General features: G+C 68.9%; 22 protein-coding genes and 1 riboswitch. Of the genes, 16 read left to right on the top strand and 6 right to left on the bottom strand.

The window, feature by feature from the left end; genetic code table 11:
* Positions 1-163 precede the first annotated feature (163 nt).
* The 10 genes from ACFVYN_RS29640 to ACFVYN_RS29685 all read left to right on the top strand — a co-directional run bounded on the left by ACFVYN_RS29640 (position 164) and on the right by ACFVYN_RS29685 (position 10,235).
* Entirely contained in the window at positions 164-772 is a 609-nt protein-coding gene (locus ACFVYN_RS29640) for a CDP-alcohol phosphatidyltransferase family protein (RefSeq protein WP_352392108.1), read from the top strand.
* 113 nt (positions 773-885) lie between these two features.
* Positions 886-3,381 carry a sugar phosphate nucleotidyltransferase gene (locus tag ACFVYN_RS29645; RefSeq protein ID WP_390003833.1) on the top strand — a complete coding sequence of 832 codons (2,496 nt, stop codon included), beginning with the start codon at positions 886-888 and terminating at the stop codon, positions 3,379-3,381.
* A 104-nt stretch (positions 3,382-3,485) separates the two neighbouring features.
* Entirely contained in the window at positions 3,486-4,385 is a 900-nt protein-coding gene (locus ACFVYN_RS29650) for a DUF881 domain-containing protein (RefSeq protein WP_390003836.1), read from the top strand.
* Positions 4,382-4,714, top strand: coding sequence for a small basic family protein (locus ACFVYN_RS29655; protein WP_003988855.1), 333 nt, complete (start codon positions 4,382-4,384; stop codon positions 4,712-4,714). Before ACFVYN_RS29650 ends, ACFVYN_RS29655 begins: the two co-directional genes overlap by 4 nt.
* Before the next feature lie 5 nt (positions 4,715-4,719).
* Positions 4,720-5,559, top strand: a complete 840-nt coding sequence (locus ACFVYN_RS29660) for a DUF881 domain-containing protein (protein WP_390003837.1) — start codon at positions 4,720-4,722, stop codon at positions 5,557-5,559.
* A 61-nt stretch (positions 5,560-5,620) separates the two neighbouring features.
* Entirely contained in the window at positions 5,621-6,526 is a 906-nt protein-coding gene (locus ACFVYN_RS29665; protein ID WP_390003839.1) for an FHA domain-containing protein, read from the top strand.
* Between the two features lie 18 nt (positions 6,527-6,544).
* Entirely contained in the window at positions 6,545-7,282 is a 738-nt protein-coding gene (locus ACFVYN_RS29670) for a MerR family transcriptional regulator (protein ID WP_390003841.1), read from the top strand.
* Positions 7,283-7,358: 76 nt separating this feature from the next.
* Positions 7,359-7,832, top strand: coding sequence for a bifunctional nuclease family protein (locus tag ACFVYN_RS29675; protein ID WP_004002801.1), 474 nt, complete (start codon positions 7,359-7,361; stop codon positions 7,830-7,832).
* A 263-nt stretch (positions 7,833-8,095) separates the two neighbouring features.
* The gene (locus ACFVYN_RS29680; protein WP_390003843.1) at positions 8,096-8,794 is read left to right on the top strand and encodes a MerR family transcriptional regulator; all 699 of its coding nucleotides are present in this window, start codon (positions 8,096-8,098) and stop codon (positions 8,792-8,794) included.
* Positions 8,795-8,852: 58 nt separating this feature from the next.
* The gene (locus tag ACFVYN_RS29685) at positions 8,853-10,235 is read left to right on the top strand and encodes a DNA polymerase IV (RefSeq protein WP_390003846.1); all 1,383 of its coding nucleotides are present in this window, start codon (positions 8,853-8,855) and stop codon (positions 10,233-10,235) included.
* A gap of 83 nt (positions 10,236-10,318) precedes the next feature.
* Here ACFVYN_RS29685 and ACFVYN_RS29690 read toward each other — a convergent pair whose 3' ends face one another.
* On the bottom strand, positions 10,319-10,696 hold the full coding sequence (locus tag ACFVYN_RS29690) for a PRC-barrel domain-containing protein (RefSeq protein ID WP_390003848.1): 378 nt from the start codon (positions 10,694-10,696) through the stop codon (positions 10,319-10,321).
* A 122-nt stretch (positions 10,697-10,818) separates the two neighbouring features.
* A riboswitch (glycine riboswitch) is annotated at positions 10,819-10,914 on the top strand.
* A gap of 175 nt (positions 10,915-11,089) precedes the next feature.
* Between ACFVYN_RS29690 and gcvP the strand changes: the two genes are divergently transcribed.
* Entirely contained in the window at positions 11,090-13,975 is a 2,886-nt protein-coding gene (gene gcvP / locus ACFVYN_RS29695) for an aminomethyl-transferring glycine dehydrogenase (RefSeq protein ID WP_390003850.1), read from the top strand.
* A gap of 42 nt (positions 13,976-14,017) precedes the next feature.
* Here the strand turns inward: gcvP and ACFVYN_RS29700 are convergent, their stop codons facing one another.
* Positions 14,018-14,437 carry a molybdopterin-binding protein gene (locus tag ACFVYN_RS29700; protein WP_390003852.1) on the bottom strand — a complete coding sequence of 140 codons (420 nt, stop codon included), beginning with the start codon at positions 14,435-14,437 and terminating at the stop codon, positions 14,018-14,020.
* 46 nt (positions 14,438-14,483) lie between these two features.
* Positions 14,484-16,436 carry an amino acid transporter gene (locus tag ACFVYN_RS29705; RefSeq protein WP_390003855.1) on the bottom strand — a complete coding sequence of 651 codons (1,953 nt, stop codon included), beginning with the start codon at positions 16,434-16,436 and terminating at the stop codon, positions 14,484-14,486.
* 825 nt (positions 16,437-17,261) lie between these two features.
* On the opposite strand from ACFVYN_RS29705, the gene ACFVYN_RS29710 reads away from it, so the two are divergent.
* The 4 genes from ACFVYN_RS29710 to ACFVYN_RS29725 are packed head-to-tail and all read left to right on the top strand — an operon-like array spanning position 17,262 to position 21,493.
* A complete protein-coding gene (locus ACFVYN_RS29710; RefSeq protein WP_390003858.1) occupies positions 17,262-18,557 on the top strand; it encodes an extracellular solute-binding protein in 1,296 nt (431 codons plus the stop codon).
* Between the two features lie 6 nt (positions 18,558-18,563).
* Positions 18,564-19,562: a carbohydrate ABC transporter permease gene (locus ACFVYN_RS29715; protein WP_390003861.1), complete on the top strand. Its 999-nt coding sequence runs from the start codon at positions 18,564-18,566 to the stop codon at positions 19,560-19,562.
* The gene (locus ACFVYN_RS29720) at positions 19,559-20,392 is read left to right on the top strand and encodes a carbohydrate ABC transporter permease (protein ID WP_390003864.1); all 834 of its coding nucleotides are present in this window, start codon (positions 19,559-19,561) and stop codon (positions 20,390-20,392) included. Before ACFVYN_RS29715 ends, ACFVYN_RS29720 begins: the two co-directional genes overlap by 4 nt.
* A gap of 57 nt (positions 20,393-20,449) precedes the next feature.
* Entirely contained in the window at positions 20,450-21,493 is a 1,044-nt protein-coding gene (locus ACFVYN_RS29725) for an endo-1,4-beta-xylanase (protein ID WP_390003867.1), read from the top strand.
* Between the two features lie 631 nt (positions 21,494-22,124).
* Here the strand turns inward: ACFVYN_RS29725 and ACFVYN_RS29730 are convergent.
* The 3 genes from ACFVYN_RS29730 to ACFVYN_RS29740 form a co-directional block, all read right to left on the bottom strand.
* Positions 22,125-23,162 carry a LacI family DNA-binding transcriptional regulator gene (locus ACFVYN_RS29730; protein WP_390003870.1) on the bottom strand — a complete coding sequence of 346 codons (1,038 nt, stop codon included), beginning with the start codon at positions 23,160-23,162 and terminating at the stop codon, positions 22,125-22,127.
* A 211-nt stretch (positions 23,163-23,373) separates the two neighbouring features.
* On the bottom strand, positions 23,374-23,571 hold the full coding sequence (locus ACFVYN_RS29735; RefSeq protein WP_352392092.1) for a DUF5999 family protein: 198 nt from the start codon (positions 23,569-23,571) through the stop codon (positions 23,374-23,376).
* Positions 23,572-23,947: 376 nt separating this feature from the next.
* The gene (locus ACFVYN_RS29740) at positions 23,948-24,514 is read right to left on the bottom strand and encodes a hypothetical protein (RefSeq protein ID WP_390003873.1); all 567 of its coding nucleotides are present in this window, start codon (positions 24,512-24,514) and stop codon (positions 23,948-23,950) included.
* A gap of 525 nt (positions 24,515-25,039) precedes the next feature.
* Between ACFVYN_RS29740 and ACFVYN_RS29745 the strand changes: the two genes are divergently transcribed.
* A complete protein-coding gene (locus tag ACFVYN_RS29745) occupies positions 25,040-26,557 on the top strand; it encodes a glutamate--cysteine ligase (protein ID WP_390003875.1) in 1,518 nt (505 codons plus the stop codon).
* Positions 26,558-26,735 lie beyond the last annotated feature (178 nt).

Here is a 26,735-nt window from a genome sequence, read left to right on the forward strand (position 1 = left end):
CAGCGCCGATGGTACTGCAGGGGGGACCCTGTGGGAGAGTAGGACACCGCCGAACTCCTTTTAGAGCTCCGGCTCTTGGGCACCAGCCCAAGAGCCGGAGCTTTTTTGCGTTGAGGTAGGGTCAGGGGGCATCATCGGCACGTTTCCCACAGGAGGCCCCCGGGTGGAGGTCCAGGAGACCCGAGTCCAAACAGACCGGGTCCTCACCATCCCCAACATCCTCAGCATGGCGCGGCTCGCTGGGGTGCCGCTCTTCCTGTGGCTGATCCTCAGGCCCGAGTTCGGAGGGCCGAAGAGTGACACCTGGGCGTTGCTGGTACTGGCTCTGAGCGGGATCAGCGACTACCTGGACGGCAAGCTCGCCCGGCGGTGGAACCAGATCAGCAGCCTCGGCCGGCTGCTCGACCCCGCTGCCGACCGCCTCTACATTCTCTCGACTCTGGTCGGCCTCACCTGGCGCGAGATTCTGCCAATCTGGTTGACGGCTGCACTGCTCTTGCGAGAGCTGATGCTCCTGGTGATGGTGGGCATCCTCAGGCGTCACGGTTATCCGCCGCCCCAGGTGAACTTCCTCGGCAAGGCCGCCACCTTCAACCTGATGTACGCCTTCCCGCTGCTCTTGCTCAGTGACGGAACTGGATGGATCTCGTCACTCGCTGCTATTTTCGGATGGGCGTTCGCCGGATGGGGTACAACGCTCTACTGGTGGGCAGGAGTGCTCTACGTGGTACAAGTCCGCCGCCTGGTCCGTGCGGACGCCAAGGCCGACTGAACTCGCCCATTGGCACGGCCGTGGCGGCTTGATGGCCCCCGGCAGAAAAGTGCGGGACAATCTGGACGGGTGAAGTCGGCTAGACCGTATCTCTCAAGGAGGACGCTTCCGACATGAAGGCCGTCGTGATGGCCGGAGGCGAAGGCACACGCCTTCGTCCCATGACCTCGAGCATGCCCAAGCCGCTCCTGCCGGTGGTGAACCGGCCGATCATGGAGCATGTGCTGCGGCTGCTCAAAAGGCATGGGCTCAACGAGACCGTCGTCACCGTCCAGTTCCTGGCCTCACTGGTCAAGAACTACTTCGGTGACGGTGAAGAGCTCGGAATGGAGCTCACCTATGCCAATGAGGAGAAGCCACTCGGTACCGCCGGAAGCGTCAAGAACGCCGAAGAGGCGTTGAAGGACGATGCTTTCCTCGTCATCTCCGGTGATGCCCTGACCGACTTCGACCTCACCGAGCTCATCAACTTCCACAAGGAAAAGGGCGCGCTGGTCACCGTCTGTCTGACCCGTGTGCCCAATCCCCTCGAATTCGGCATCACCATCGTCGACGAGGAAGGCAAGGTCGAGCGCTTCCTGGAGAAGCCGACCTGGGGCCAGGTCTTCTCGGACACCGTGAACACGGGCATCTATGTCATGGAACCCGAGGTCTTCGACTACGTCGACCCCGATGTGCCCGTGGACTGGTCCGGCGATGTCTTCCCGCAGCTGATGAAGGAAGGCAAGCCGGTCTACGGCTATGTCGCGGAGGGGTACTGGGAGGACGTCGGCACGCACGAGAGCTATGTGAAGGCACAGGCCGACGTCCTGGAGGGCAAGGTCGACGTCGAGATCGACGGCTTCGAGCTCTCCCCGGGCGTATGGGTCGCCGAGGGCGCCGAGGTGCATCCCGATGCCGTTCTGCGTGGTCCGCTGTACATCGGCGACTACGCCAAGGTCGAGGCCGGCGCCGAGATCCGCGAGCACACCGTCGTGGGCTCCAACGTCGTCGTGAAGAGCGGGGCGTTTCTGCACAAGGCCGTCGTGCACGACAACGTGTATGTCGGGCAGCAGAGCAACCTCCGTGGCTGTGTCGTCGGGAAGAACACCGACATCATGCGGGCGGCTCGAATCGAGGACGGCGCGGTCATCGGCGACGAGTGCCTCATCGGCGAGGAATCGATCATTCAGGGGAATGTGCGGGTCTACCCGTTCAAGACCGTCGAAGCCGGTGCCTTCGTCAATACCTCGGTCATCTGGGAGTCCAGGGGCCAGGCGCATCTCTTCGGCGCCCGTGGCGTCTCCGGCATCCTCAATGTCGAGATCACCCCGGAACTCGTGGTCCGGCTGGCAGGCGCCTACGCGACGACCCTCAAGAAGGGTTCGACCGTCACCACCGCCCGCGACCACTCCCGGGGCGCTCGGGCGCTGAAGCGGGCGGTCATCTCCGCTCTGCAGACCAGCGCCATCGACGTACGCGATCTGGAGAACGTGCCGCTGCCCGTGGCGCGGCAGCAGACCGCGCGGGGGAGCGCCGGCGGGATCATGATCCGGACCACGCCCGGGGTGCCGGACTCCGTGGACATCATGTTCTTCGACGGGCAGGGCGCGGACCTCTCGCAGGGCAGCCAGCGAAAGCTGGACCGGGTGTTCGCCCGGCAGGAGTACCGGCGGGCGTTCCCCGGCGAGATCGGGGACCTGCACTTCCCCGCCAGCGTGTTCGATTCGTACACCGGTTCACTGCTGCGGAACGTCGACATCACCGGCGTTTCCGAGGCTGGGCTGAAGGTCGTCGTGGACGCGTCGAACGGCAGCGCCGGGCTCGTGCTGCCCAGCCTGCTCGGGAAGCTCGGCGTGGACTCGCTGACCATCAACCCGGGTCTCGACGAGTCCAGGCCGACGGAGACGGCGGATGCCCGACGGTCGGGGCTGGTGCGGCTGGGCGAGATCGTGGCGTCCGCGCGGGCCGCGTTCGGGGTGCGGTTCGACCCCGTGGGTGAGCGGCTGTCCCTCGTCGACGAAAAGGGACGGATCATCGAGGACGACCGGGCGCTGCTCGTCATGCTCGATCTTGTCGCCGCCGAGCGGCGCAGCGGCCGGGTTGCGCTGCCGGTGACCACCACGCGGATCGGCGAGCAGGTGGCGGCGTACCACGGGACGCAGGTCGAGTGGACGACCACGTCGCCCGACGATCTGACAAGGGTCGGACGCGATGACTCGACGATCTTCGGTGGTGACGGCAAGGGTGCCTTCATCATCCCGGAGTTCAGCAGCGTCTTCGACGGTACGGCGGCCTTCGTACGGCTGATCGGGCTCGTCGCGCGGACGCAGCTGACGCTGAGCCAGATCGACGCGCGGATTCCGCGGGCCCATGTCCTCAAGCGGGATCTGGCGACCCCGTGGGCCGTCAAGGGGCTGGTGATGCGCAGGGTCGTGGAGGCGGCGGGCGATCGCTTTGTCGACACGACCGACGGTGTCCGGGTCGTCGAGACCGACGGACGCTGGGTGATGGTGCTGCCGGACCCGGCGGAGGCGGTCACCCATCTGTGGGCCGAGGGACCCGATGACGCGTCCGCGCAGGCCCTGCTGGACGAGTGGTCGGCGGTCGTGGACAGCGCCGGCCGCTGAGCCACGCACGCGCGCGTGCCGGACATGTGTCCCCAAAGGGGCCTGTCCGGCACGCCGATGGGGCCATTCGGAGGTAGGGGCCGCGACGTGCGACGATGTGCGGCATGCCGCAGCAGCCCCCCGTTCGGAGCACCCCCACGCGCCCGTCGCGCCCGGACGCCTCCATGTCGCTGCTCACCAACGTCATGGACCACAGCCTCGACGACGGGTACGCCGAGGCCGCGGCCCGCAAGAAGGCCGTCGGCGACGGCAAGTTGCCCAAGACATTGCGGGCGAGGCTGGGTCTGGCCCTCGGCCTGGTGCTCGCCGCTCTCGTGGTCACCGTGGGGGCGGCGCAGGCACGGGTGGCCGCCCCGGTCGTGGCCAAGGAGCGCGAGGAGCTCATCGACCGCATCGACCGCGAGACCGGGACGGCGGACAAGCTCGAGAAGAGCGTCGACCAGCTGCGTGACGACGTGAGCACACGGCAGCGCGAGGCTCTCAAGCACAGTGGCGACAGTGGCCAGGCCGATCTCGTGGGCATCCTGTCGGGGGCCGTGGAAGTGCACGGCCCGGGCGTCAAACTGGTCGTGAACGACGCCAAGGAAGCCAGCACGGGCGGCGGTGACGGGAACCCGCGGGAGACGACGGGGTTCTCCGATACCGGACGGGTGCGCGACCGCGACATGCAGCGGGTCGTGAACGGGCTGTGGGCGTCGGGCGCCGAGGCCATCTCCATCAACGGGCAGCGGCTGACCGCGCTGTCGGCGATCAGGGCCGCGGGTGACGCGATACTGGTCGACAACAAGCCGCTGGTTCCGCCCTATACGGTGCTTGCCGTGGGGGACGGGCAGCGGCTGAGCACCAGGTTCCAGGACAGCGCCGACGGGTTGTATCTGCACGCCCTGGAAGAGAACTACGGCATCCGGACCGCCATCTCCGTGGAGGACGACCTCCGGCTGCCGGCCGCACCGAGTGTGATCGTACGTACAGCAGAGCCGAGAACTGAGAAGGGCACATCGTGATCGCCGTACTGGGCCTCGTCGTGGGAGTCGTGGCCGGCCTGTTGGTCCGGCCTGAGGTTCCGGCGGTTGTCGAGCCTTATCTGCCGATCGCCGTGGTGGCGGCGCTCGACGCCGTCTTCGGGGGGCTGCGGGCCATGCTGGACGGCATCTTCGACGACAAGGTCTTCGTGGTGTCGTTCCTGTCGAACGTGGTCGTGGCCGCGCTGATCGTGTTCCTGGGCGACAAGCTGGGCGTGGGCGCCCAGCTGTCGACCGGTGTCGTCGTGGTGCTCGGCATCCGGATCTTCTCGAACGCCGCGGCGATCCGCCGGCACGTCTTCCGGGCGTGAGGCCGATGAGCGAACAGGAAGAGACGCCCGGCAACGGCCTGCGCAAAGAACTGCCGGAGGAACTCCCGGTGACGCCCGCCGAGGAGACCGAGGCGCCCCCCACGGCTGCTGTCGAGCCCGGGCTGACCGGCCGTCAGCGGCTGGTGCAGGGGCTGTGGCCGCCGCGCCTGACGCGGGCCCAACTCATCGTCGCGGTGTTGCTGTTCGGCCTCGGATTCGGCCTCGCGGTCCAGGTGGCGTCGAACAGCAACAGTGACAGTGCGCTCCGGGGGGCGAGGCAGGAAGATCTCGTACGCATCCTCGATGAACTGGGCGACCGTACTCAGCGTCTTCAAGACGAGAAGCAGGGCCTCGAGAAGCAGCGGGACGAGCTGGAGAACAGCTCTGACCAGGCAGAGGAGGCCCGGAAGCAGACGGTCGAGAAGGAGCGGCAACTCGGCATCCTCGCGGGCACGGTGGCCGCGCAGGGGCCGGGCATCACGATGACGATCGAGGACACCAAGGGGACGGTCGAGGCGGACATGCTGCTCGACGCGATCCAGGAGCTGCGAGCGGCCGGGGCGGAGGCGATCCAGGTGAACGGCGTACGGGTCGTCGCGGGCACCTATCTGTCGGATTCGGACAAGAGCGTGAGCGTCGACGGGAACAAGATCACCGCGCCTTTTCGTTTCAAGGTCATCGGTAATCCGCAGGACCTCGAACCGGCGCTGAACATCCCTGGAGGCGTGGTGCAGACTCTCGAGAAGGAGCAGGCCACCGTTGCCGTCGAGCGGTCGGACAAGATCGTCGTGGACGCCTTGCGAGCGGTGAAGCGGCCTGACTACGCTCGGTCGTCCTCCCGGTGAACCGGCGGCGCATGGGGGGCATTCGGCCAGGGCATGAGCTTGCGGGGGGTCGGCGCACCGAATGGGTGGTGCGTGGTGGAAACTGTCTGGTGGAAACGGACGTTGTGAGGGTGTCCGGGTCGACCGGTGTGTTCAATCAGGGTTCGTCCTGCCCCACGGGCGGGTCTGTTTCGGTCAAGGGGAATCGCCCGTGAAGTTGTTTGCGAAGTTGTTCGGCAAGAGCGCGCGAGAAGGTAGCGACAACGCGACCGCTCGTCATCGCGCACAGCCCGAGGCCGAGGGCCAGCGCCCGCTGTTCCGGGACCAGGTCGGCGGTCAGGGCGGTGACGTTTCCGGAGGTCAGGGCGTGCCGTCTGTTGACCCTGCCCAGTCCGGCGGCATAGGTTTCGGACAACCGTCAACCTCAAGTACGGGTGGAGGGTTTTCCCCTATGTCGGCCCTGGTGTGTACGAGGTGCGGTAACCGCAACGCGGAGAACAGCCGCTTCTGCTCCAACTGCGGCGCCCCGCTGCGCGCCGGAGCCGTGCCCGAGCGCCCCTCGGAGACGACCTCCACCATCTCCATCTCGGGACTCGAGGCCTACGACTCCGAGGTCACCGGCCAGACGCAGATGCCGGCGCTCTCCCCGGAGGCACAGGCGGCCGTCGACGCGCTCCCGCTGGGCTCCGCGCTCCTGGTGGTGCGCCGCGGGCCCAACTCAGGCAGCCGCTTCCTGCTGGACGGCGAGCTGACCACGGCCGGCCGGCACCCGCAGAGCGACATCTTCCTCGACGACGTCACGGTCTCGCGCCGGCACGTGGAGTTCCGCCGCGGTCAGGACGGCTCGTTCACGGTGTCCGACGTGGGCAGTCTCAACGGCACGTACGTCAACCGCGAGCGGATCGACTCGGTCGCTCTGAACAACGGCGACGAGGTGCAGATCGGCAAGTACCGGCTGGTGTTCTACGCGAGCCAGCAGGGCTACTGACCCTCCCAGGGAAGGTCCATGCTTCAAACACCGAGCGGCGGTGCCGGACACGGCACCGCCGCCACGGACAGTGGGCTGATGAGCATCGGCACAGTACTGAACGTGCTGCGCGACGAGTTCCCCGAAGTCACCATCTCCAAGATCCGGTTCCTGGAGTCCGAGGGCCTCATCGAGCCGCAGCGGACCCCTTCCGGATACCGCAAGTTCAGCAACCGGGACGTCGAGCGCCTCGGCCACGTCCTGAGGATGCAGCGGGACCACTATCTGCCGCTCAAGGTGATCCGGGAGCACCTGGACGCCATGGAGCGCGGCGAGGCCGTCGCGCTGCCCACGGTGGGCCGCCAGCGGGACGGAGAAACGGTCCTGGAGGTCTCCGAAGGCCCCACCGCCGTCCGGATCGGCCGCTCCGAGCTGCTGGCCGCCGCCGAGATCGACGAGTCGCAGCTGGCGGAGTGGGAGGCGTACGGCCTCATCACGCCGCTGCCGGACGGGGCCTACGGCGCCGAGGCGGTGACGGTGGCGGCGCTCGTCGTGGAGCTGGGGCGGTTCGGGATCGAGCCGCGGCATCTGCGCGCGATGAAGGCGGCCGCCGACCGTGAGGCCGGGCTCGTGGACCAGGTGGTCGCCCCGCTGAAGCGCCACCGCAACCCGCAGACCCGCGCACACGCGGAAGCCCGTGCCAAGGAGCTCGCCGGGCTGACGGTGAAGCTGCACGCGGCACTTGTACAGACCGCGCTCGGCGTGCGCCTGCCCTGAGGTCGCCGGGCGCCGGATCGGCACCCGTTTCCTGCCCGACTACCCAAACGTCCCGGGCACGGCCTAGGGTTGCTGTGTGAACGAGCTCGATGTCGTAGGTGTCCGGGTCGAAATGCCCTCCAACCAACCGATCGTGCTCCTGCGTGAAGTGGGAGGCGACCGCTACCTCCCCATCTGGATCGGGCCGGGGGAGGCGACGGCCATCGCCTTCGCGCAGCAGGGCATGGCCCCCGCACGACCGCTGACCCACGACCTGTTCAAGGACGTACTGGAGGCGGTCGGCCAGGAGCTCACCGAAGTGCGCATCACGGACCTGCGTGAAGGCGTCTTCTACGCGGAGCTGGTCTTCGCCAGCGGGGTCGAGGTGAGCGCGCGGCCGTCCGACGCCATAGCGCTGGCCCTGCGCACCGGAACGCCGATCTACGGCAGCGACGGGGTGCTCGACGACGCCGGTATCGCCATTCCGGACGAGCAGGAGGACGAGGTGGAGAAATTCCGCGAGTTCCTCGACCAGATCTCCCCCGAGGACTTCGGCACCAGCAGTCAGTGAGACGGATGCGGCCGAGTCGGCGGATCAGTGGTCCGTGACGGCTGGGCCGTGTCCGGTCGTCACGGAAATGCCGGCATTTGCCACCGGCGCGTGAGAGCGTCCTGCGGCCCGTTCGGAGCGCATTCGGCTAGCCTTTCCCCGCGGTGGGGTACGGGAAACCACTCCTAGGGTGATTATCACTCGGCGTGCCGAGTGTGGCGATCGTTGACGCACCCCTGGTGACTGCCTACCGTCGAGAAGGCAGGTCAAGGACGGAGGTCGGCGTGAGAAGCAGCGGCGACGGTACGGCTGGGGGTGCCCCCGGACGGAGTCTCGGGGCAAGCGGTCCGTACCCTCCCCCAAGCTCTCAACTGCGTTCGAGTTGGGGGGATCCCCATCACGGCAGCCCGTTTCAGGGCAGCGCGGCCGATCACGCTCCGCAGCGACCGGCGGCCGTGCCGAGCAGCGGAGGGGCGACGTCCATGGCGTCCGAGGAGATCGGCTATCGCGGTCCTACGGCCTGCGCGGCGGCCGGCATCACCTACCGGCAACTGGACTACTGGGCGCGCACCGGGCTCGTGGAGCCGAGCGTGCGGCCCGCCCACGGGTCGGGGACGCAGCGGCTCTACAGCTTCCGGGACGTCGTCGTCCTGAAGATCGTCAAGCGATTTCTGGACACCGGTGTGTCGCTGCAGAACATCCGCACCACGGTCCAGCACCTGCGTGAGCGCGGTTTCCAGGACCTGGAGCGCATGACGCTCATGAGCGACGGTGCCACGGTCTACGAGTGCACCTCGCCCGACGAGGTCCACGCGCTGCTCCAAGGCGGCCAGGGGGTCTTCGGGATCGCCGTGGGCGTCGTGTGGCGGGATGTCGAGAGCGCCCTGTCGCAGCTGCACGGGGAGCGCGTCGACACCGGAGAGACGCTCATCGGACACAACCCGGCGGACGAGCTGGCCAGACGCCGCAACCGAGCGGTCTGACGCCTGCCCCGATCGCCTCGGCGGGGCATTGTCAGTGGCGTAGGGCAGCATCGGACATGTGAGAAAAGCGCCCACGATCCTGCATCTCGACATGGACGCCTTCTACGCCTCGGCGGAGCAGGCGTCCAAGCCGAGCCTGCGCGGGAAGGCCGTCGTCGTGGGAGGGCTGGGGCCGCGCGGTGTGGTGGCCACCGCGTCCTACGAGGCCCGGGTGTTCGGGGTGCACTCGGCGATGCCCATGGCCCAGGCAAGACGCCTCGCGCCGAACGCCGCGTATCTCGTGCCGCGCTTCGGGCTCTACAAGGCGATCAGCGAGCAGGTGATGGCGCTCCTGCGGGAGCTGTCGCCGCTGGTGGAGCCACTGAGCCTGGACGAGGCGTTCGTGGATCTGGAGGCCGCTGGAGCGGCTTGGGACGAGGCGTCGGCGCGACTGGTCGGGGCGAAGCTGCGGGCCGACATACGGACCGGCACGGGGCTCACGGGGTCGGTGGGGCTGGCCGCGTCCAAGATGCTCGCGAAGATCGCCTCCGAGCAGGCCAAGCCGGACGGCTTGGTGGTGATCGAGCCGGGCACCGAGCGGGCGCTGCTCGGACCGATGTCGGTACGGACCCTGCCCGGGGTGGGGCCGGCGACCGGGGACCACCTGCGGCGGGCCGGGATCCATACCGTCGACGAGATCGTCGAGGCGGGTGAGGACGAGCTCGTACGGCTGCTCGGGAAGGCGCACGGGCACGGGCTGTACGCCATGGCGCTGGCGCGGGACGAGCGGTCCGTGGTGGCGGAGCGGGAGACGAAGTCGGTGTCGGTGGAGGACACGTACGACGTGGACATCCATGACCGGGTCCGGGTGGGCCTTGAGGTGCAGCGGTTGGCGGACCGGTGTGTCCGCAGGTTGCGGGAGGCGCGGTTGTCGGGGCGGACCATCGTGTTGAAGGTGCGGCGGTACGACTTCTCGACGCTGACGCGGTCCGAGACCTTGCGGGGGCCCACGGATGATCCCGCGGTGGTGAAGGAGGCCGCTCTGCGGTTGCTGGAGGGAGTCGACTCGACGGGGGGTGTGCGACTGCTGGGGGTGGGGGTTTCCGGGCTTGCCGACTTCACCCAGGAGGATCTGTTCGCCCAGGCCGCGGGGGAGAGAGTGGATCATCACGCCGTCGAGGAGGTGGGTGATGAGGTCCCGGTGGAGGAGCGGGACGTGGTCGTCGAGCGGCGGTGGGTGGCCGGGCATGACGTGCGGCACGCCGAGTACGGGCATGGGTGGGTGCAGGGCAGTGGGCTGGGGCGGGTGACCGTGCGGTTCGAGACGCCGACGGATTCCGAGCCGGGGCGGGTGCGGACGTTTCCTGTCGACGATCCTCGGCTGGAGTCGGCCGAGCCGTTGCCGTTGGTCGAGGTGATGAGTTCCCCTAGGGCGGTCGGGGGGCCCGGGGCGGGCGCCTGACGGGGCTCGCGCGGGCGGCCGCTGAGGGGACGGGTCGGTGCATGCACAGCGTAGGGGTGCTGGTGGCGCCGGGATCGAAGAGGTCAGGCCTCCACGTCCCCCGTGCCCGCCAGCTTGCCGAAGTTCCGGTCCGGGAACGGGGGCGGGGCCGCCGCGTCGAGGCCGTAGTGGTGGTAGAGCTGGAGTTCCTGCTCGGGCGAGAGGTGGCGGCCCACGCCGAAGTCCGGGGCGTCCTTGATGAGGGTGCGGTCGAAGGGGACGTGCAGGGTGCCGTCGACCAGTTCGCTCGGCTCCAGGGGGACGAAGGCGTCCCGGGAGAAGAGGCCGGTGCGTATGGCAGCCCACTCCGGTACGCCCGTGGCGTCGTCGAGGTAGACCTCGTCGACGGTGCCGATCTTGGTGCCGTTGCGGTCGAACGCCTTGCGGCCGATCAGGTTGCGCGGATCGATGTCGGTCTGCACGGGTCCTCCACTGGTCGCACCTCATCCGAAGCGGTCGTAAGCACTACGAAAGAGCACATCGGGGTGTGCGGCCACTCGAAGACTCGTGCGGCGGCCTCGCTGGTAGGCTTGCCAGCGGCTGCTGATCCCGTGCGGGAGAGTCCTCCGGACACCATCGGAGGCGCCGAAGGAGCAAATCCTCCCCGGAATCTCTCAGGCTCACGTACCGCACGGACGAGGTCACTCTGGAAAGCAGGGCGGGTGTCGACGGCTTCCGCTCTCACCGACGGGGAAAGCCGGCGGCCTTCGGGCGGCCGGTGAAGCTCTCAGGTCGAGATGACAGAGGGGGAGGCCGTCGGGGTACCCGTGCCGGGGTACCCCTCGAAGGTCGCGTCAGACCAGGAGGCCTCCGCAATGACCGCCCACCGCATTCCGCTCTCCGAGCTCGAACAGGGCATCCCCTTCGAGCAGCGTCACATCGGCCCTGATCACGAGGCTTGCGCCAAGATGCTCGCGCAGGTCGGCTACGGCTCGCTGGACGAGCTCACCGCGGCCGCGGTGCCGGATGTGATCAAGAACGCCGATGCGCTGGAACTGCCCGGTGCGCGCACCGAGGCCGAGGTGCTGGCCGAGCTGCGGTCGCTGGCCGACCGGAACCAGGTGCTCGACTCCATGATCGGGCTCGGGTACTACGGCACCTTCACTCCGCCCGTCATCCTGCGCAACGTCATGGAGAACCCGGCCTGGTACACGGCCTACACGCCGTATCAGCCCGAGATCTCGCAGGGACGGCTCGAGGCTCTTCTCAACTTCCAGACCATGGTCGCCGACCTCACCGGGCTGCCCACCTCCGGTGCCTCGCTGCTCGACGAGGGGACCGCGGCGGCCGAGGCCATGGCACTGTCCCGCCGGATGGGGAAGAACAAGAAGGGCCTCTTCCTCGTCGACGCCGACGCGCTGCCGCAGACCATCGCCGTGATCCAGACCCGCGCCGAGCCGACCGGTCTGGAGGTCGTGGTAGCCGACCTCAGCGACGGGATCCCGGCCGAGGTCGCCGGGCGTGAGATCAACGGGGTGCTCGTCCAGTACCCCGGCGCCTCCGGGGCCGTACGGGACATCAAGCCGCTCATCGACCAGGCTCACGAGCTCGGCGCGCTCGTGACCGTGGCCGCCGATCTGCTCGCGTTGACCCTGCTGAAGTCGCCGGGCGAGCTCGGGGCGGACATCGCGGTCGGGACCACGCAGCGGTTCGGTGTGCCGATGGGATTCGGCGGACCGCACGCCGGATACATGGCCGTGCAGGAGAAGTTCGCCAGGAGCCTGCCCGGGCGGCTCGTGGGCGTGTCCGTGGACGCCGACGGCAACAAGGCCTACCGGCTCGCGCTGCAGACGCGTGAGCAGCACATCCGGCGGGAGAAGGCGACCAGCAACATCTGCACCGCGCAGGTGCTGCTCGCGGTCATGGCCGGGATGTACGGCGTCTATCACGGGCCCGACGGGCTGAAGGGCATCGCGCGGCGGACGCACCGCTACGCGAACATCCTCGCCGCGGGGCTGACGGCCGGCGGGGTCGAGGTCGTGCACGGGTCCTACTTCGACACGCTGACCGTGCGGGTGCCCGCGAAGGCCGCCGAGGTCGTCGCCGCGGCCCGGCGCAACGGCGTCAACCTCCACCTCGTCGACGCCGACCATGTGTCCATCGCATGTGACGAGACCACCGCGCGGGCCCAGGTGAGCGCCGTGTGGAACGCCTTCGGGGTCGAGGCCGACATCGAGGCGCTGGACGCGGCGACCGAGGAGGCGCTGCCGGACGCGCTGCTGCGCGGCGACGCCTTCCTCACCCACCCCGTCTTCCACCAGCACCGCTCCGAGACCGCGATGCTGCGCTACCTGCGCCGCCTGGCCGACCGGGACTACGCGCTCGACCGGGGCATGATCCCGCTGGGCTCCTGCACCATGAAGCTCAACGCGACCACGGAGATGGAGCCGGTCACCTGGCCCGAGTTCGGCCAGCTGCACCCCTTCGCTCCCGCCGAGCAGGCGCAGGGCTACCTCACCCTCATCCGCGAGCTGGAGGAACAGCTCGCCGAGGTCACCGGGTACGACAAGGTGTCGCTGCAGCCCAACGCGGGGTCGCAGGGCGAGCTGGCCGGGCTGCTCGCCGTACGCGGGTACCACCGGGCCAACGGTGACGAGCAGCGGACCGTGTGTCTGATCCCGTCCTCCGCGCACGGGACCAATGCCGCCAGCGCCGTGATGGCGGGCATGAAGGTCGTCGTCGTCAAGACCGCCGAGGACGGTGAGATCGACGTCGAGGACCTGCGGGCCAAGATCGAGCAGTACCGCGACGAGCTCTCGGTGCTGATGATCACGTACCCCTCGACGCACGGGGTGTTCGAGGAACACGTCGCCGACATCTGCGCCCAGGTGCACGAGGCGGGCGGGCAGGTGTACGTCGACGGGGCCAACCTCAACGCCCTGGTGGGGCTGGCCAAGCCGGGGCACTTCGGCGGTGACGTCTCCCACCTGAACCTGCACAAGACCTTCTGCATCCCGCACGGGGGCGGCGGTCCGGGCGTCGGCCCGGTCGGCGTACGGGCGCACCTGGCGCCGTATCTGCCGAACCACCCCATGCAGCCCGCGGCCGGTCCGGAGACGGGCGTCGGGCCCGTCTCGGCCGCGCCCTGGGGGTCCGCGGGCATTCTGCCGATCTCGTGGGCGTACGTCCGGCTCATGGGAGGTGAGGGGCTCAAGCGGGCCACGCAGGTGGCGGTCCTGTCCGCCAACTACATCGCCAAGCGTCTCGAGCCGCACTACCCCGTGCTCTACACCGGCCCCGGCGGGCTGGTCGCGCACGAGTGCATCGTCGACCTGCGGCCGCTGACCAAGGCGACCGGGGTGAGCGTCGACGACGTGGCCAAGCGGCTCATCGACTACGGCTTCCACGCGCCGACCATGTCGTTCCCGGTGGCCGGGACGCTGATGATCGAGCCGACCGAGTCCGAGGACCTGACCGAGCTCGACCGGTTCTGTGAGGCGATGATCGCCATCCGCGGGGAGATCGAGAAGGTCGGCACCAGGGAGTGGGCCGCCGACGACAATCCGCTGTGCAACGCCCCGCACACCGCCGGTGCGCTGGGCGGGGAGTGGGAGCACGCGTACACGCGCGAGGAGGCCGTGTTCCCGGCCGGGGTGTCGGTCGCGGACAAGTACTGGCCGCCGGTGCGGCGGATCGACCAGGCCTTCGGTGACCGCAACCTGGTGTGTTCGTGCCCGCCGCTGGACGCGTACGAGGACTGACGTCAGAGAGTGAGGCCCCCGCTTCGGCGGGGCCCTTTTCCGTTACGCCGTCGCCAGTGACACCTCGGTCGACTTGACGAGGGCGACCACGGGGGTGCCGACGGCCAGGGCGAGGTCGGTCGCGGCGTCCGCGGTGATCGCGGAGGTGAGTTCGCCGCCCTCGACGGCGATCTTCACGGTGGCCATGGCGGCGCCGGTGGCCACGGCGGTGACCGTGCCCGGCAACTGGTTGCGGATGGACAGGCCCCGGACGGGGGCGGCGGCGAGGGAGACCTCCGTCGACTTCACCAGGGCGTGCACGGAAGAGCCCTGGGTGAGGCCGAGATCCTCCACGGCGTCGAGGGTGATCGCGGCCGTGAGGTCCTGGCCGCCGTCGAGGCGGATCTTGACCGTCGCCATGGCCTCGCCCTGGGTGACGGTGGTGACGGTGCCGGGGAGCTGGTTGCGGATGCTCAGGGTCATGGCATCAACTTAGGGCCGTACGCGGCTCATGTCCGGTATGTGCGGGTCAGCCGGTGTGGACGCGAGGTCGGCGGGCGCGGTCGGGTTCCGCCTCGCGCAGGACCTCCCGGGTGACGGGGGCGACCTCGCCCTGGCCGAAGAGGAAGAAGCGCAGGAACTGGTGGAAGGGGCTGCCCTCGGTCCACTCGAAGTAGATGTGCGGGGTGCAGCCGGTGATGTCGCGGACATGCAGGAGGAGGGCGGCCAGGGCGTTCGGGATGGAGGAGGACTCCAGGGTCAGGACGCGGTAGCGGCCGTGCATGACCTCGCCGCGGACGGTGAGGCCCGCCTCGAACTCGGAGGGGTCCAGGACGGTGACCTCGACGAAGACGAAGTCCTCGCCGGGGATGTCGTTGTCGGCGCGGATCTGCTCGACCTTTTCGCGGTATTCGGCCTGGTCGCGCTGGTCGGGATCGTTGGCGATGAAGCGGATCTTGCGGCTGGCGATGTCCCGGATGAAACGTTCCGCCATGGCGTCCAGCCGCACGCTCGTCACGCGCAGCTCGAAGGCGCGGGCCAGCCGGGAGAGCAGGGAGACGAGGATGATGCCGGCGATGAAGCAGGCGCCGATCTTGACGCCGTCGGGGCGTTCGATGACGTTCGCGACGGTGACGTAGAGGAAGACCGCCGAGATGACCGCGAAGCCGATCGTCCAGCCCCGCTGGCCGGCCTTGCGGGCCGCGATGGTCACCGCGATCGCGGCGGAGCTGATGAGGACCAGGACGCCGGTGGCGTAGGCACCGCCTTGGGCGTCGACGTCGGCGTCGAAGATCCAGGTGACCAGGAAGCCGATGAGGGTGAAGACGATGACCATGGGGCGTACGGCGCGGGCCCAGTGCGGGGCCATGCCGTAGCGGGGCAGATAGCGGGGCATCAGGTTGAGCAGGCCGGCCATCGCGGAGGCGCCGGCGAACCACAGGATGGCGATGGTCGAGATGTCGTAGACCGTGCCGAAGACACCACCCAGGTAGTTGTGCGCGAGGTACGCGAGGGCACGGCCGTTGGCCTGGCCTCCCGACTCGAACTCCTTCTCCGGGATCAGGAGGGTGGTGATGAAGCTGGTGGCGATCAGGAAGACGCTCATGATCAGGGCGGCGGTGGTGAGCAGTTTCTTGGTGTCGCGGATCCGGCCGGCGGGACGTTCCTCGGTGTCGCCGGGGTCGCCCTTGACGTGAGGCATGACGGCGACGCCGGTCTCGAATCCGGACAGGCCGAGCGCGAGCTTGGGGAAGACCAGCAGGGCCACGCCGACCATGGCGAAGACGTTGCCGTGTTCGGCGGTCAGGGCGCTGGACCAGTCGGTGATCACATGCCCTGCCGTGACGACGTGCCACAGACCGACGGCGACCACCACGACGTTGAGACCGAGGTAGAGACCGACCAGGACGACCGCGACACCGATCGCCTCCAGGAACCCCTTGAGGAAGACCGCGCCGAGCAGGGCGACCAGGACGAGGGTGATCAGCATCTTCTGGTCGTGCAGGGTGCCGGTCAGATGGGGGTTCTCGATCAGGTGGGTCGAGGCGTCCGCCGCGGACAGGGTGATGGTGATCAGGAAGTCGGTGGCGGCGAAGCCGAGCAGGGTCAGGACGAAGAGCTTGCCCTGCCAGAAGGACAGCAGGCGCTCCAGCATGGCGATGGAGCCCTCGCCGTGGGGGCTCTCCTCGGCCACGCGGCGGTAGACCGGCAGGGCGCCGGCCAGGGTGACCAGGACGAGCACGATGGTGGCGACGGGGGAGAGGAGGCCGGCCGCGAGGGCGGCGATGCCGGGCTGGTAGCCGAGGGTGGAGAAGTAGTCGACGCCGGTCAGGCACATCACCCGGTACCAGGACTGGCCCTGGTGCGGGGGTTCGGGTTGGGCGTGCGGGCCCGTGTGGCCGCCGCCCCTGCCCATGTCGGACAGACCCTCCAGCATCCACGAACGCAGACGACCGGAGGGAGGGTCTTCGGTGAGGGCCATCGGGGGTGCTCCTGGGGTGCTGCTCGGCTCGGATCCGGCCGCCCGTCTGACGGCGGGAACAGCGTAAGCGGAGAGTGACGTTCGGGCCTCTGGATGGAGGGCGTAGAGGCGTCAAACTTCCGTTAAGACTCGGGCCGCGGAGGTCAGCGGCGGGTGATGGGCCAGATGAGGGGGTGCTCGTTCCGAGTGAGCCGCGTGGGTGAGCCGCGTGGCTGGGACGGCGGAGGTGGACACGCAGCGTTATGGTACGGCCGGGGAACAGTGTGACGTTGCCGCCAACGGACGTGGACGTCACTGCCGGTCACCCCGTCGGTAGCGGTGCGAACCCTTCTGGGGCCCCGGTGATGCGGTCCGTGTGGAATCTCCGCCCGGACTTACTTCGTAATGTTCGCCCGTTCTACCGAATGTTTCGGCACCCCTGAGGGGTCAGGCAGAGACAGATGGGCGGCGACCAGGTCATCCGAGGTTATCTCCGCCCCGGTGCGCTGTGGGCCGATCCAGTCCCTGACACCTGCTCGGCGCGTGGTCGTCGCGAGGTGTCGGCGCCTCGACGGCATGTCGCCGGAAGGGACTGCGTGGAGCCTCGCGGATCGGTGCCCGCACGGCGAGTTGTTCGCACCGTCGATGGTCCCGTTCTCCGAAGCGAGCCCCTCTGGGGGCGAGTTGGCGACTCGATCCGCGAACATTCCCCACGCACAGGGGGTTGCCACCGTTCCGTAGCTGTCTCTAGGGTGCGGCAGCAGCGAAGCTTTCTGGATCTACTCCGAAACTTTCGGACCGCAGGACGGACAAGGACGGCTCCGTCCCGTACTCAAGGAGCGCATCATGGGCGACCCGGCACTGTCCCGCCGTGGCTTTCTGGCGGCGTCCGCCGCGGCCGGTCTGGGCATGACGACACTGACCGGCTGTGGCGGCGACTCGGACGGAGGATCGTCCGACGGGACGACCACGGTGGAGTGGTGGAACATCTCCACCACCGAGCCGGCGAAGAGTGTCTGGGCGGCCCTCGCCAAGAAGTTCGAGGCCGCGAACCCCAAGGTCAAGATAAAGATCGTTCAGCTGGAGAACGACGCCTACAAGTCGAAGATGACGGCGCTGACCGCCTCCGGGAAGCTCCCCGACATCTTCCACACCTGGGGCGGCGGCGTCCTCAAGCAGCAGGTCGACGCGGGGCTCGTCGAGGATCTGACCGACCGGACCAAGCCGTGGTCCGACGGCCTGCTGAAGGTCACCAAGGAGCCGTACATCCTCGACGACAAGCTCTACGGCGTTCCCTTCGACATGGGCATGATCGGCTTCTGGTACAACAAGAAGCTCTTCCAGCAGGCCGGCGTCAGCGAACCCCCCACCACCTGGGGCGGCTTCCTGGAGGCCGTGAGCAGGCTGAAGTCGAAGAACATCACGCCCATCGCCCTGGCCGGCAAGGAGAAGTGGCCCGGCATGTACTACTGGGCCTACCTCGCGATGCGCACCGCTGGCATCGACGCCCTCCAGAAGGCCAGCGAGGACAAGGACTTCACCGCCGCCGGGTTCGTCGAGGCCGGCCGGCACCTCAAGGAACTCGTCGCCCTCCAGCCCTTCCAGAAGGGCTTCCTGAACGCCGCCTACTCCACGCCCACCGGCCAGGCGGCCGCCGTCGGCAACGGCAAGGCGGCCATGGAACTCATGGGCCAGTGGGCCCCGTCCGTGGAGGCCGACTCCGGCAAGGGACTCGGCGACGACCTGGGCTTCTTCCCGTTCCCCGCGGTCGAGGGCGGCAAGGGCGCCATCACCGAGGTGTTCGGCGGCGGCGGCGGACACGCCCTGCGCCGGGGCGCCCCGCAGGCGGCCGTCGACTTCCTGAAGTTCTTCGCCTCCGAGGCCACCGAGCTGGAACTGGTCAAGAAGACCACCGTCCTTCCCGTGCTCCCGAACGCGGAGAAGGCCATGACCGACCCCAACCTCAAGCTCGTACAGGCCCAGTTGAAGGCCGCCACCGGCTTCCAGCTCTATCTCGACCAGGCGTACGCCCCCGCCGTCGGCCAGGAGGTCAACGACAGCGTGGCCGCGCTGATCGCGGGCTCCAAGTCCCCGGAACAGGTCGCCCAGTCGATCACGAAGACCGCGAAGGAAGAGCAGTAGCCCGCGATGACCTCCACGTTCCTCGCAGACAAGCGGAGCGGTCCGGGCACCGAACTCCCGCCCCCGGAATCGGTCAGGGCCCGGGGGCGGGGCCGCCGGCGCGTACTGCACTGGCTCACCGCGGTCGGCTTCCAACTGCCCGCGCTGGTCCTGTTCATCGGCATGGTCCTGCTGCCGATGCTGTTCGCGCTGTACGCCGCGTTCTTCCGGTGGGGCGGCTTCGGCATGCCCTCCGACTACGTCGGCATGGACAACTTCACCAATCTCTTCGACAACCCGGTCTTCCTCGGTGACCTGTGGCGCTGCCTGATCCTGGTCGTGCTCTCCCTCGCGCTCCAACTGCCCTTCGCGCTCGCGATGGCGGTCCTGCTCAACCAGCGGCTGCGCGGCCGGGCCGTCTACCGGATGCTGTTCTTCGCGCCCTACGTCCTGTCCGAGGCGATCACCGGCGTGCTGTTCAGCATGGTCTTCGCACCGGACTCCGGACTGGCCGACCACGTCCTCGGCGCGGTCGGTCTCGACGGCGTCGGCGGGCTGTGGTTCGCCGATCCCTCCTACGTCATGGCGACGCTCTTCCTGGTCATGATGTGGAAGTACTTCGGCTTCCACATGATGCTCTACCTGGCCGGACTCCAGTCCATCCCGAAGGAGTTGACCGAGGCGGCGCTCATCGACGGCGCCGGCGCCTGGCAGCGCTTCCGCAACGTCACCCTGCCGTTGCTCGCGCCCACCCTGCGGATCAGCGTCTTCCTGTCCGTCATCGGTTCGATCCAGCTCTTCGACCTGGTCTGGGTGGTCACCCAGGGCGGCCCCGACCACCACTCCGAGACCATGGCCGTGACCATGTTCCAGTACGGCTTCAAGCGCTACCAGGTCGGCTACGCCAGCGCGATCAGCGTGGTCATGTTCGGCATCTGCCTCGTCTTCGCCCTCGCCTACCAGCGGTTCGTGCTCCGCCGCGACCTCGAAGGGGCCACCACGACGATGAGGGGAGACGGCCGATGACCGCCCGCAACAGCACCGCACGGACCCTGCCCCTGCACCTGATCCTCGTCGCCGTCGGCGCGGTGATGATCGTCCCCCTGGTGTACGCCGTCCTGTCCGGGTTCAAGTCCACCGACGAGCTCTCCAGCAACCCCTTCGGACTGCCGAAGCACTGGCGGACCGGCAACTACACCGACATCCTTGCCGGTTCGGACTTCTGGCGGCTGCTCGGCAGCAGCACCCTGATCGCGGTCGGTACGACGGTGCTGGTGGTCGCCGCGTCCGCGCTGGCCGCGTTCTCCTTCGCACGGTTCGCCTTCCGGGGGCGGGAGGCGCTGTTCACGCTGTTCACGATGGGGCTGATGTTCCCCTTCGCGGTGGCGGTGCTCCCGCTGTTCCTGCTGCTGCGCTCGCTCGGCCTGCTCGACAACCCGCTGGGCGTGATCCTGCCGCAGGCCGCCTTCGGGCTGCCGATGACGATCATCATCCTGCGGGCCTTCTTCCGGGAGATCCCCGGTGAGCTGGAGGAGGCGGCCACCCTCGACGGATGCAGCCCCTTCGGATTCTTCTGGCGGGTGCTGCTGCCCATGGCGCGGCCCGCGCTCGGCACGGTCTCGGTGCTCGCCGTCGTCACCAGCTGGAACAACTTCATGCTGCCGCTGCTGGTGTTCACCGACAACACCTGGTGGACGCTCCCGGTCGGCGTGCAGCAGTTCCAGGGCCAGTACTCCGCGGAGTACGCCCGTGTCTTCGCCTATCTCGTCCTGGCGATGGTTCCCGCCCTCGCCTTCTACTCGGTCGCCGAGCGCCAGCTCGTCGGTGGCCTCACCGCGGGCGCGACGAAGGGATGACCCCGGCGCCTTCGGAAGTACGGCTCACACCCACCCGCACGTGAGGAGTCGCACCACATGCGCAAGAACCGTCTCAGACTCGCCGGAGCCCTCGCGGCCGTCCTGGTCGCCGCGGGCATCGCCACCGGGCCGGCCGCCCAGGCCCACGGCAAGCCGCAGACCCTCGCCGACCTCGCCCAGCGGCACGGCCGCTACTTCGGCAGCGCCACCGACAACCCCGAGCTCGTCGACGAGCCGTACAAGAAGGTCCTCGGCAGCGAGTTCGACCAGATCACGCCGGGCAACGGCATGAAGTGGTACGCCACCGAACCCCAGCAGGGTGTCTTCGACTGGACCGCGGGGGACGAGATCGTGAACCTCGCCCGCGCGCACCACCAGAAGGTGCGCGGCCACACCCTCGTCTGGCACAGCCAGCTGCCCGACTGGATCACCTCGCGGGAGTGGACGGCGGCCGAGCTGAGGCCCGTACTGAAGAAGCACATCCAGACCGAGGTACGGCACTACCGGGGCAAGGTGTTCGCCTGGGACGTCGTCAACGAGGCATTCAACGAGGACGGCACCTACCGGGAGACCGTGTTCTACAAGACCCTCGGCCCCGGTTACATCGCCGACGCGCTGCGCTGGGCCCGCCAGGCCGACTCCAAGGTCAAGCTCTACCTCAACGACTACAACATCGAGGGGATCGGGGCGAAGAGCGACGCCTACTACAACCTGGCCAAGCAGCTGAAGGCGCAGGGCGTCCCGCTCGACGGCATCGGCCTGCAGACCCATCTGGCGCTCCAGTACGGCTATCCGACCACCCTGGAGGACAACCTCCGCCGCTTCTCCAAGCTGGGCCTCGACACCGCGCTCACCGAGGTCGACATCCGGATGATCCTGCCCGCGACCGAGGATAAGCTGGCCCAACAGGCCGACTGGTACGCCGACTTGACCGACGCGTGCCTCGCGGTGCGGCGGTGCGTGGGCATCACCATCTGGGACTACACCGACAAGTACTCCTGGATCCCGGCGTTCTTCGAGGGCCAGGGCGCCGCGCTGCCCTGGGACGAGCAACTCCAGCCGAAGCCGGCGTACTTCGCGATCCGGGCGGCGCTGAAGTAGGGGGTGGGTGGTTGCGGCGTCCTTGCTTTTCGGCCGGGGCGCCGCGGCCGACTCGGATTGACGGTCCAAGGAGGTTTACGGGGCCCGGTTTGTGCCTGGCCGGCCGGGGTTCGCTGGACGCTGGGGACTTGCTGGGGGCCGCGTGCCGCGTGAGCCGGTGCCGGGCGATGCCCTTCGGGGGAGTCGTTCGTTATGGCTCGGGCTGGTTGGGTTGCGCGGGAGTCGTCCGCCCACAGCACTTGGCGGGGCGACCGTTCTCGCTCATCCTGATCGGGTTGCGTGAGAGCCGTTCGCTCGCGTCCCGCGGCGGGACGCGTTCATTCGGGCTCGGCCCGGTCAGGCCCCGCAGGAGTCGGCCGTCCCCATCCGCTCGGCGGGAGCCCGCCGCCGCATCGGGCACGCCCTCTGGAGGGCTCGGCGGATCGGCCGGGGTCCGCCTCGGCCGCCCGGCGGGTGATGGTCTGTCGTCGGCGGGGCCGCTTTGAGCGGGCGGGTGTGGCGGCGTCCGGTGGCATCGTCGTGGGCCGTCAGGCAGTGACCGGTGGTGCCGTGCTCGACCGCACCGCCAGGCCGGTCCCCAGTCCTACGTGCGGGCGGCTCGACAACTTGGCCGGCGGTCAGTGCGCTCAGGTCACGCCCTGGCCGGTGGTGCCGTGCTCGAGCGGATCACCAGTTCGGTGCCCAGTTCCACGCGGGGTGTGTGGGGGTGGTCGGCGCGGGCCAGTTCGAGGACTGTGCGGGCGGCCAGCTTGCCCATGTCGGCGAGGGGTTGGCGGACCGTCGTCAGCGGAGGTGCCGACCAGCGGACTTCCGGGAGGTCGTCGAAACCCACCACGCTCATGTCCTCCGGCACCCTCAGTCCACGCCTCCTCAGCGCCTCGATCGCGCCGAGGGCCATCTGGTCGCTGGCCGCGAACACGGCGGTCGGCGGGTCGGGCAGGTCGAGGAGCTTCTCGCAGCCCGCGAAGCCGGACTCCGGGTGGAAGTCGCCCGGCACGACCAGCGCCTCGTCGAGGGTGAGCCCGGCGCCTTCGAGGGCGGCGCGGTAGCCGTCCAGGCGGGCCCGCGAGCAGAGCAGCCGGGGTGGACCCGCGATCAGACCGATCCTGCGGTGACCGAGAGACAGCAGGTGCTCGGTGGCCGCCAGCCCTCCCGACCAGTTGGCGGCGCCGATGGTGGGGGCGTCCAGCGCGGGGGAGCCGGCCGGATCGACGACCACCAACGGGACGCCCAGCGCGCGCAGTTCCTCGTGGAGGACCGTGTCCAGCGCCGAGGTGACCAGGATGACCCCGCCGGAGGCGCGGGCGCGCAGGTTGCGCATCCACTCGCGGGCGTCGCCCGAGCGGCCGTGGATCGCGGAGACCACGGTACCGACGCCCTCCGCGTGGGCGACCTCCTCGACCCCGCGGATGATCTCCACGGCCCAGGGACTGTCCAGGTCGTTGAAGACCAGGTCGAGCAGGGCGACGCGGGCGCCGGGGGCCGGGGGCCGCTTGCGGTAGCCGTAGCGCTGGAGCAGTTCCTCGATCCGGGCGCGGGTGTGCGGGGACACGTCCGAGCGACCGTTGACCACCCGGGACACCGTCGGCACCGACACCCCGGCCTGCCGGGCGATCTCCGTGATGGTGACTCTGCCCCGGGGCTCGGCGCCGGCCTCGCCTGCTGTCACTTGCCCACCTCCGCGTCGGAGTCTCGAAAACCTCGCGCGTCGAAAGCATCGGGCTCGAAACTTCCAGGAGTCTTCCGGAAAAGTGGCCCCATACACAAGGCGTCACAGGGAGTGATCGCCGATCAACATGCGTCGGGGCCGGTGCGCAGACGGTGCTGCGAGCCGGCCCCTCAAGGTCTCCGGGCGGTACGGCGGCCCCGCCCGGTCCTGCTCAGGCGGCCGTGGCCCCCGCGAGCGGGCGGTGCGGGGCGATGACCCGACCGTCGGGCAGGAGTTCACCGGTGTCCTCGAAGAGCAGAACGCCGTTGCACAGCAGGCTCCAGCCCTGTTCCGGGTGGTGCGCCACGAGGCGGGCGGATTCCCGGTCGGCGGAGTCGGCTGTGGGACACGGTGACTGGTGCTGGCACATTGGTGGGATCTTTCGCTGTGTTGTGGTCATGACGTCCCCCGTCGTGATTACTCAGTCTGAACCCAGTGTTGCCCTACGGGCGCCAATCCGCAGGTATTTCGCATCACCACTTCTTCACAGGTTGGAGACGCATCACCCGGCCGGACGGTTCATCCCAACTGGACTGTCCCTTCGGGTGGTTCGAGGGGGTCGGAAAGGGCTAGTCCACCTGGACCGAATCCCGTGTTCGGCTCGTCCGAGCCGTTGTGCGCTCGTACGAGCAAATGCTTTCCGAGCGATCCCTGCGGATTCTCCACGACCGCAATGGCGCCCCAAACGGAGTCGTACCCCGCTACCCGGAATTTCGGGGCGGGGTACGAACGTCCGGGGCGAGGTTTCAAGCGGGCGAGCCGAGCAGCGGGGCCGGAGTCACCCGATGGGTCAGGACCGGGAGCAGCTCGGCGGCCCGGTGCGGACGGTGCGCCGCGATGCCGGGCGGGGCCGGTGCCAGCGGGACGAGCAGGTCGGTGGCGGCGAGGCGGCCCGTGCCGGCGTCCGCCGCGCAGTCGCCGTGCAGCCACAGCGCGAGCATGTACAGGCCCGGGATCGACAGCAGGCGCGGTTGGTAGGGCTGCTGCATCACCTCCGCCTGGCGCAGCGCGCGCTCGGTCGACGCGATGTAGGGGCCCTCGAAGAAGTGCGAGAACGCCCAGCCGTCCGGGGTGAGCATGGTCTCCGCCGCGGCCACCGAGCGCTCGCCGCAGCGGATCAGGAAACGCCACCCGGTCAGCCTGGTGGCGGTGCCGTCCAGGACGTGCACGGGCAGGGGGAGCTCGGGTGTGACGGGCCCCTGGGCGCGCAACAGGGAAGGGGTCCGGGCCTCGCGGACCGCGGTGGGCGAGGCGAGTGCGGTGAGTACGGAGCGAAGTGCTGGCGCGGGAGCCGGAGGGACATGCAGCGGCATGGTGGGTCGCCTCTCATTCGACAGGCACGGTGGCGCGAGGGCGGGGGCGGACGACGCTGTCAGCTCACGGGGTCAGAGAGGCGGGGGCCGGGGTCCGGTGACGCAGGTGCGGATGAGGACTGCCGTACGTCACCCGACGGCAGGATCCAGGACCGCGGGTGCCAACCCTCTGCCTTGTTCGCGGAGTTTATACGACATGTGTTGAGACGGTGTTTCGTCTAGCCGTTTCCGCTGTATCGGGCAAGGGGTCATTCGGTCGGCGATACGCGGGAATCATCCCGATACCGCGGCTACTTCGCGGCGGTGACCTCGGGGAATGTGCGGGAAGCGGTCGGCCAATTCTCGTCGGCGTTTTTCACGAGTTCTTCGGGGCACTCGAAACTGCTGACGGCCCCATGCCGAGTGAATGTGCCACCGGTCACATCCAGCAGAGTAGCGGGTCCGGGGCCCCGGCGGGACGTTACCGATCGTTCCAGCGGGGCATCATCCCACCTGACGCATGACGCAACGAGGAAGGACCCTTCCATGGGGGAGAAGGTCGTGGCAGGCCAGTTCGACCTGTCCGATCGCCAGCGCTACCGCGACAAGCTCCGCACCTGCCTGACGGGGCTGGAGCGGCTGCTGGCGGAGGAGCGGTTCGATCGTCCCAAGAACCTCATGGGGCTGGAGATCGAATTGAATCTGGTCGGCGCCGACGGTATGCCGAGAATGCTGAATGGAGAGGTCCTCGCACGCATCGCAAGCCGAGATTTCCAAACAGAACTCGCCATGTTCAACCTGGAAGTCAACATAGCCCCACACCGGCTGGGCGGCCGGGTATTCGACCGGCTCGCGGAGGAACTCCGTACTTCGCTGGCATATGCCGACCGTAAAGCGGGCGAGCTCGACGCGGGAATCGTGATGATCGGCATTCTGCCGACCCTCGACCGGGACGACCTCGTCTCCTCCAACCTGTCCGACGTCGACCGCTACACGCTGCTCAACGACCAGATCGTCGCCGCGCGCGGTGAGGACTTCGTCCTCGACATCGACGGGGTGGAACGCCTGACGTGCACCTCGAAGTCCATCGCCCCGGAGGCGGCCTGCACTTCCGTGCAGCTGCACCTCCAGGTGACCCCTGGGCGCTTCGCCGACGTGTGGAACGCCGCGCAGGCGGTGGCCGGGGTGCAGATAGCCGTCGGCGCCAACTCGCCCTTCCTGTTCGGCCGTGAGCTGTGGTGCGAGTCCCGGCCGCCGCTCTTCCAGCAGTCCACCGACACCCGTCCGCCGGAACTCCAGACCCAGGGCGTCCGGCCGCGCACCTGGTTCGGGGAACGGTGGATCTCCTCGGCGTACGACCTCTTCGAGGAGAACCTGCGCTACTACCCGGCCCTGCTGCCGATCTGCGACGACGAGGACCCGCTGAAGGTGCTCGACGAGGGCGGCGTGCCCTCGCTCGCCGAACTCGTCCTGCACAACGGCACGGTGTACCGCTGGAACCGGCCCGTGTACGACATCGCCGACGGTGTCCCGCACCTGCGCGTCGAGAACCGCGTGCTGCCCGCAGGACCCACCATCACCGACGTCATCGCCAACGCGGCCTTCTACTACGGCCTCGTGCGCGCCCTCGCCGAGGAGTCCCGGCCGGTGTGGACCCGGTTGCCCTTCGAGGCGGCCGCCGCCAACTTCGACGCGGCCTGTCGGCACGGCATCGACGCGCGCATGGTCTGGCCCCGGCGCGGTCGCCACGGCGGCACGGTCGAGGTCGACGCGGTGAGCCTCGTACGCGACGAACTGCTGCCGCTGGCCGAGGCGGGGCTCGCGGCGTGGGGCGTCGAGGCCGCCGACCGGGACCTGTATCTCGGGGTGATCGAGGAGCGGTGCCGGCGCCGGGCCAACGGGGCGTCCTGGCAGGCGGCGACGTTCCACCGGGCACTGGAGGCGGGACTGTCGCGGGACGCGGCGCTGGCGGCCACGACACGGCGGTACGCCGAACTGATGCGCACGGGAGAGCCGGTGCACACCTGGCCGGTGGGGCTGCCGGACCCGGTGCCGCTGGGGTGAGGGCCGGGCGTGCGACGGGCGCGGACCCGATGGGCGCCGCCGGGAGATCTCTGGCGGGAGAGCGCCGTCGCGACGGCCCATCGAGGCCGACGGAGGGCGGCGGACGGTTCGGGCCGGATCGGCCTGATCAGTGGATGTGCGGTTCGGGGCAGGCCGGGCATGGATCGGCGGGAATCGT

The sequence above is a fragment of the Streptomyces sp. NPDC058307 genome (assembly GCF_042880295.1).
In the GTDB taxonomy this organism is placed as follows: Bacteria; Actinomycetota; Actinomycetes; order Streptomycetales; family Streptomycetaceae; genus Streptomyces.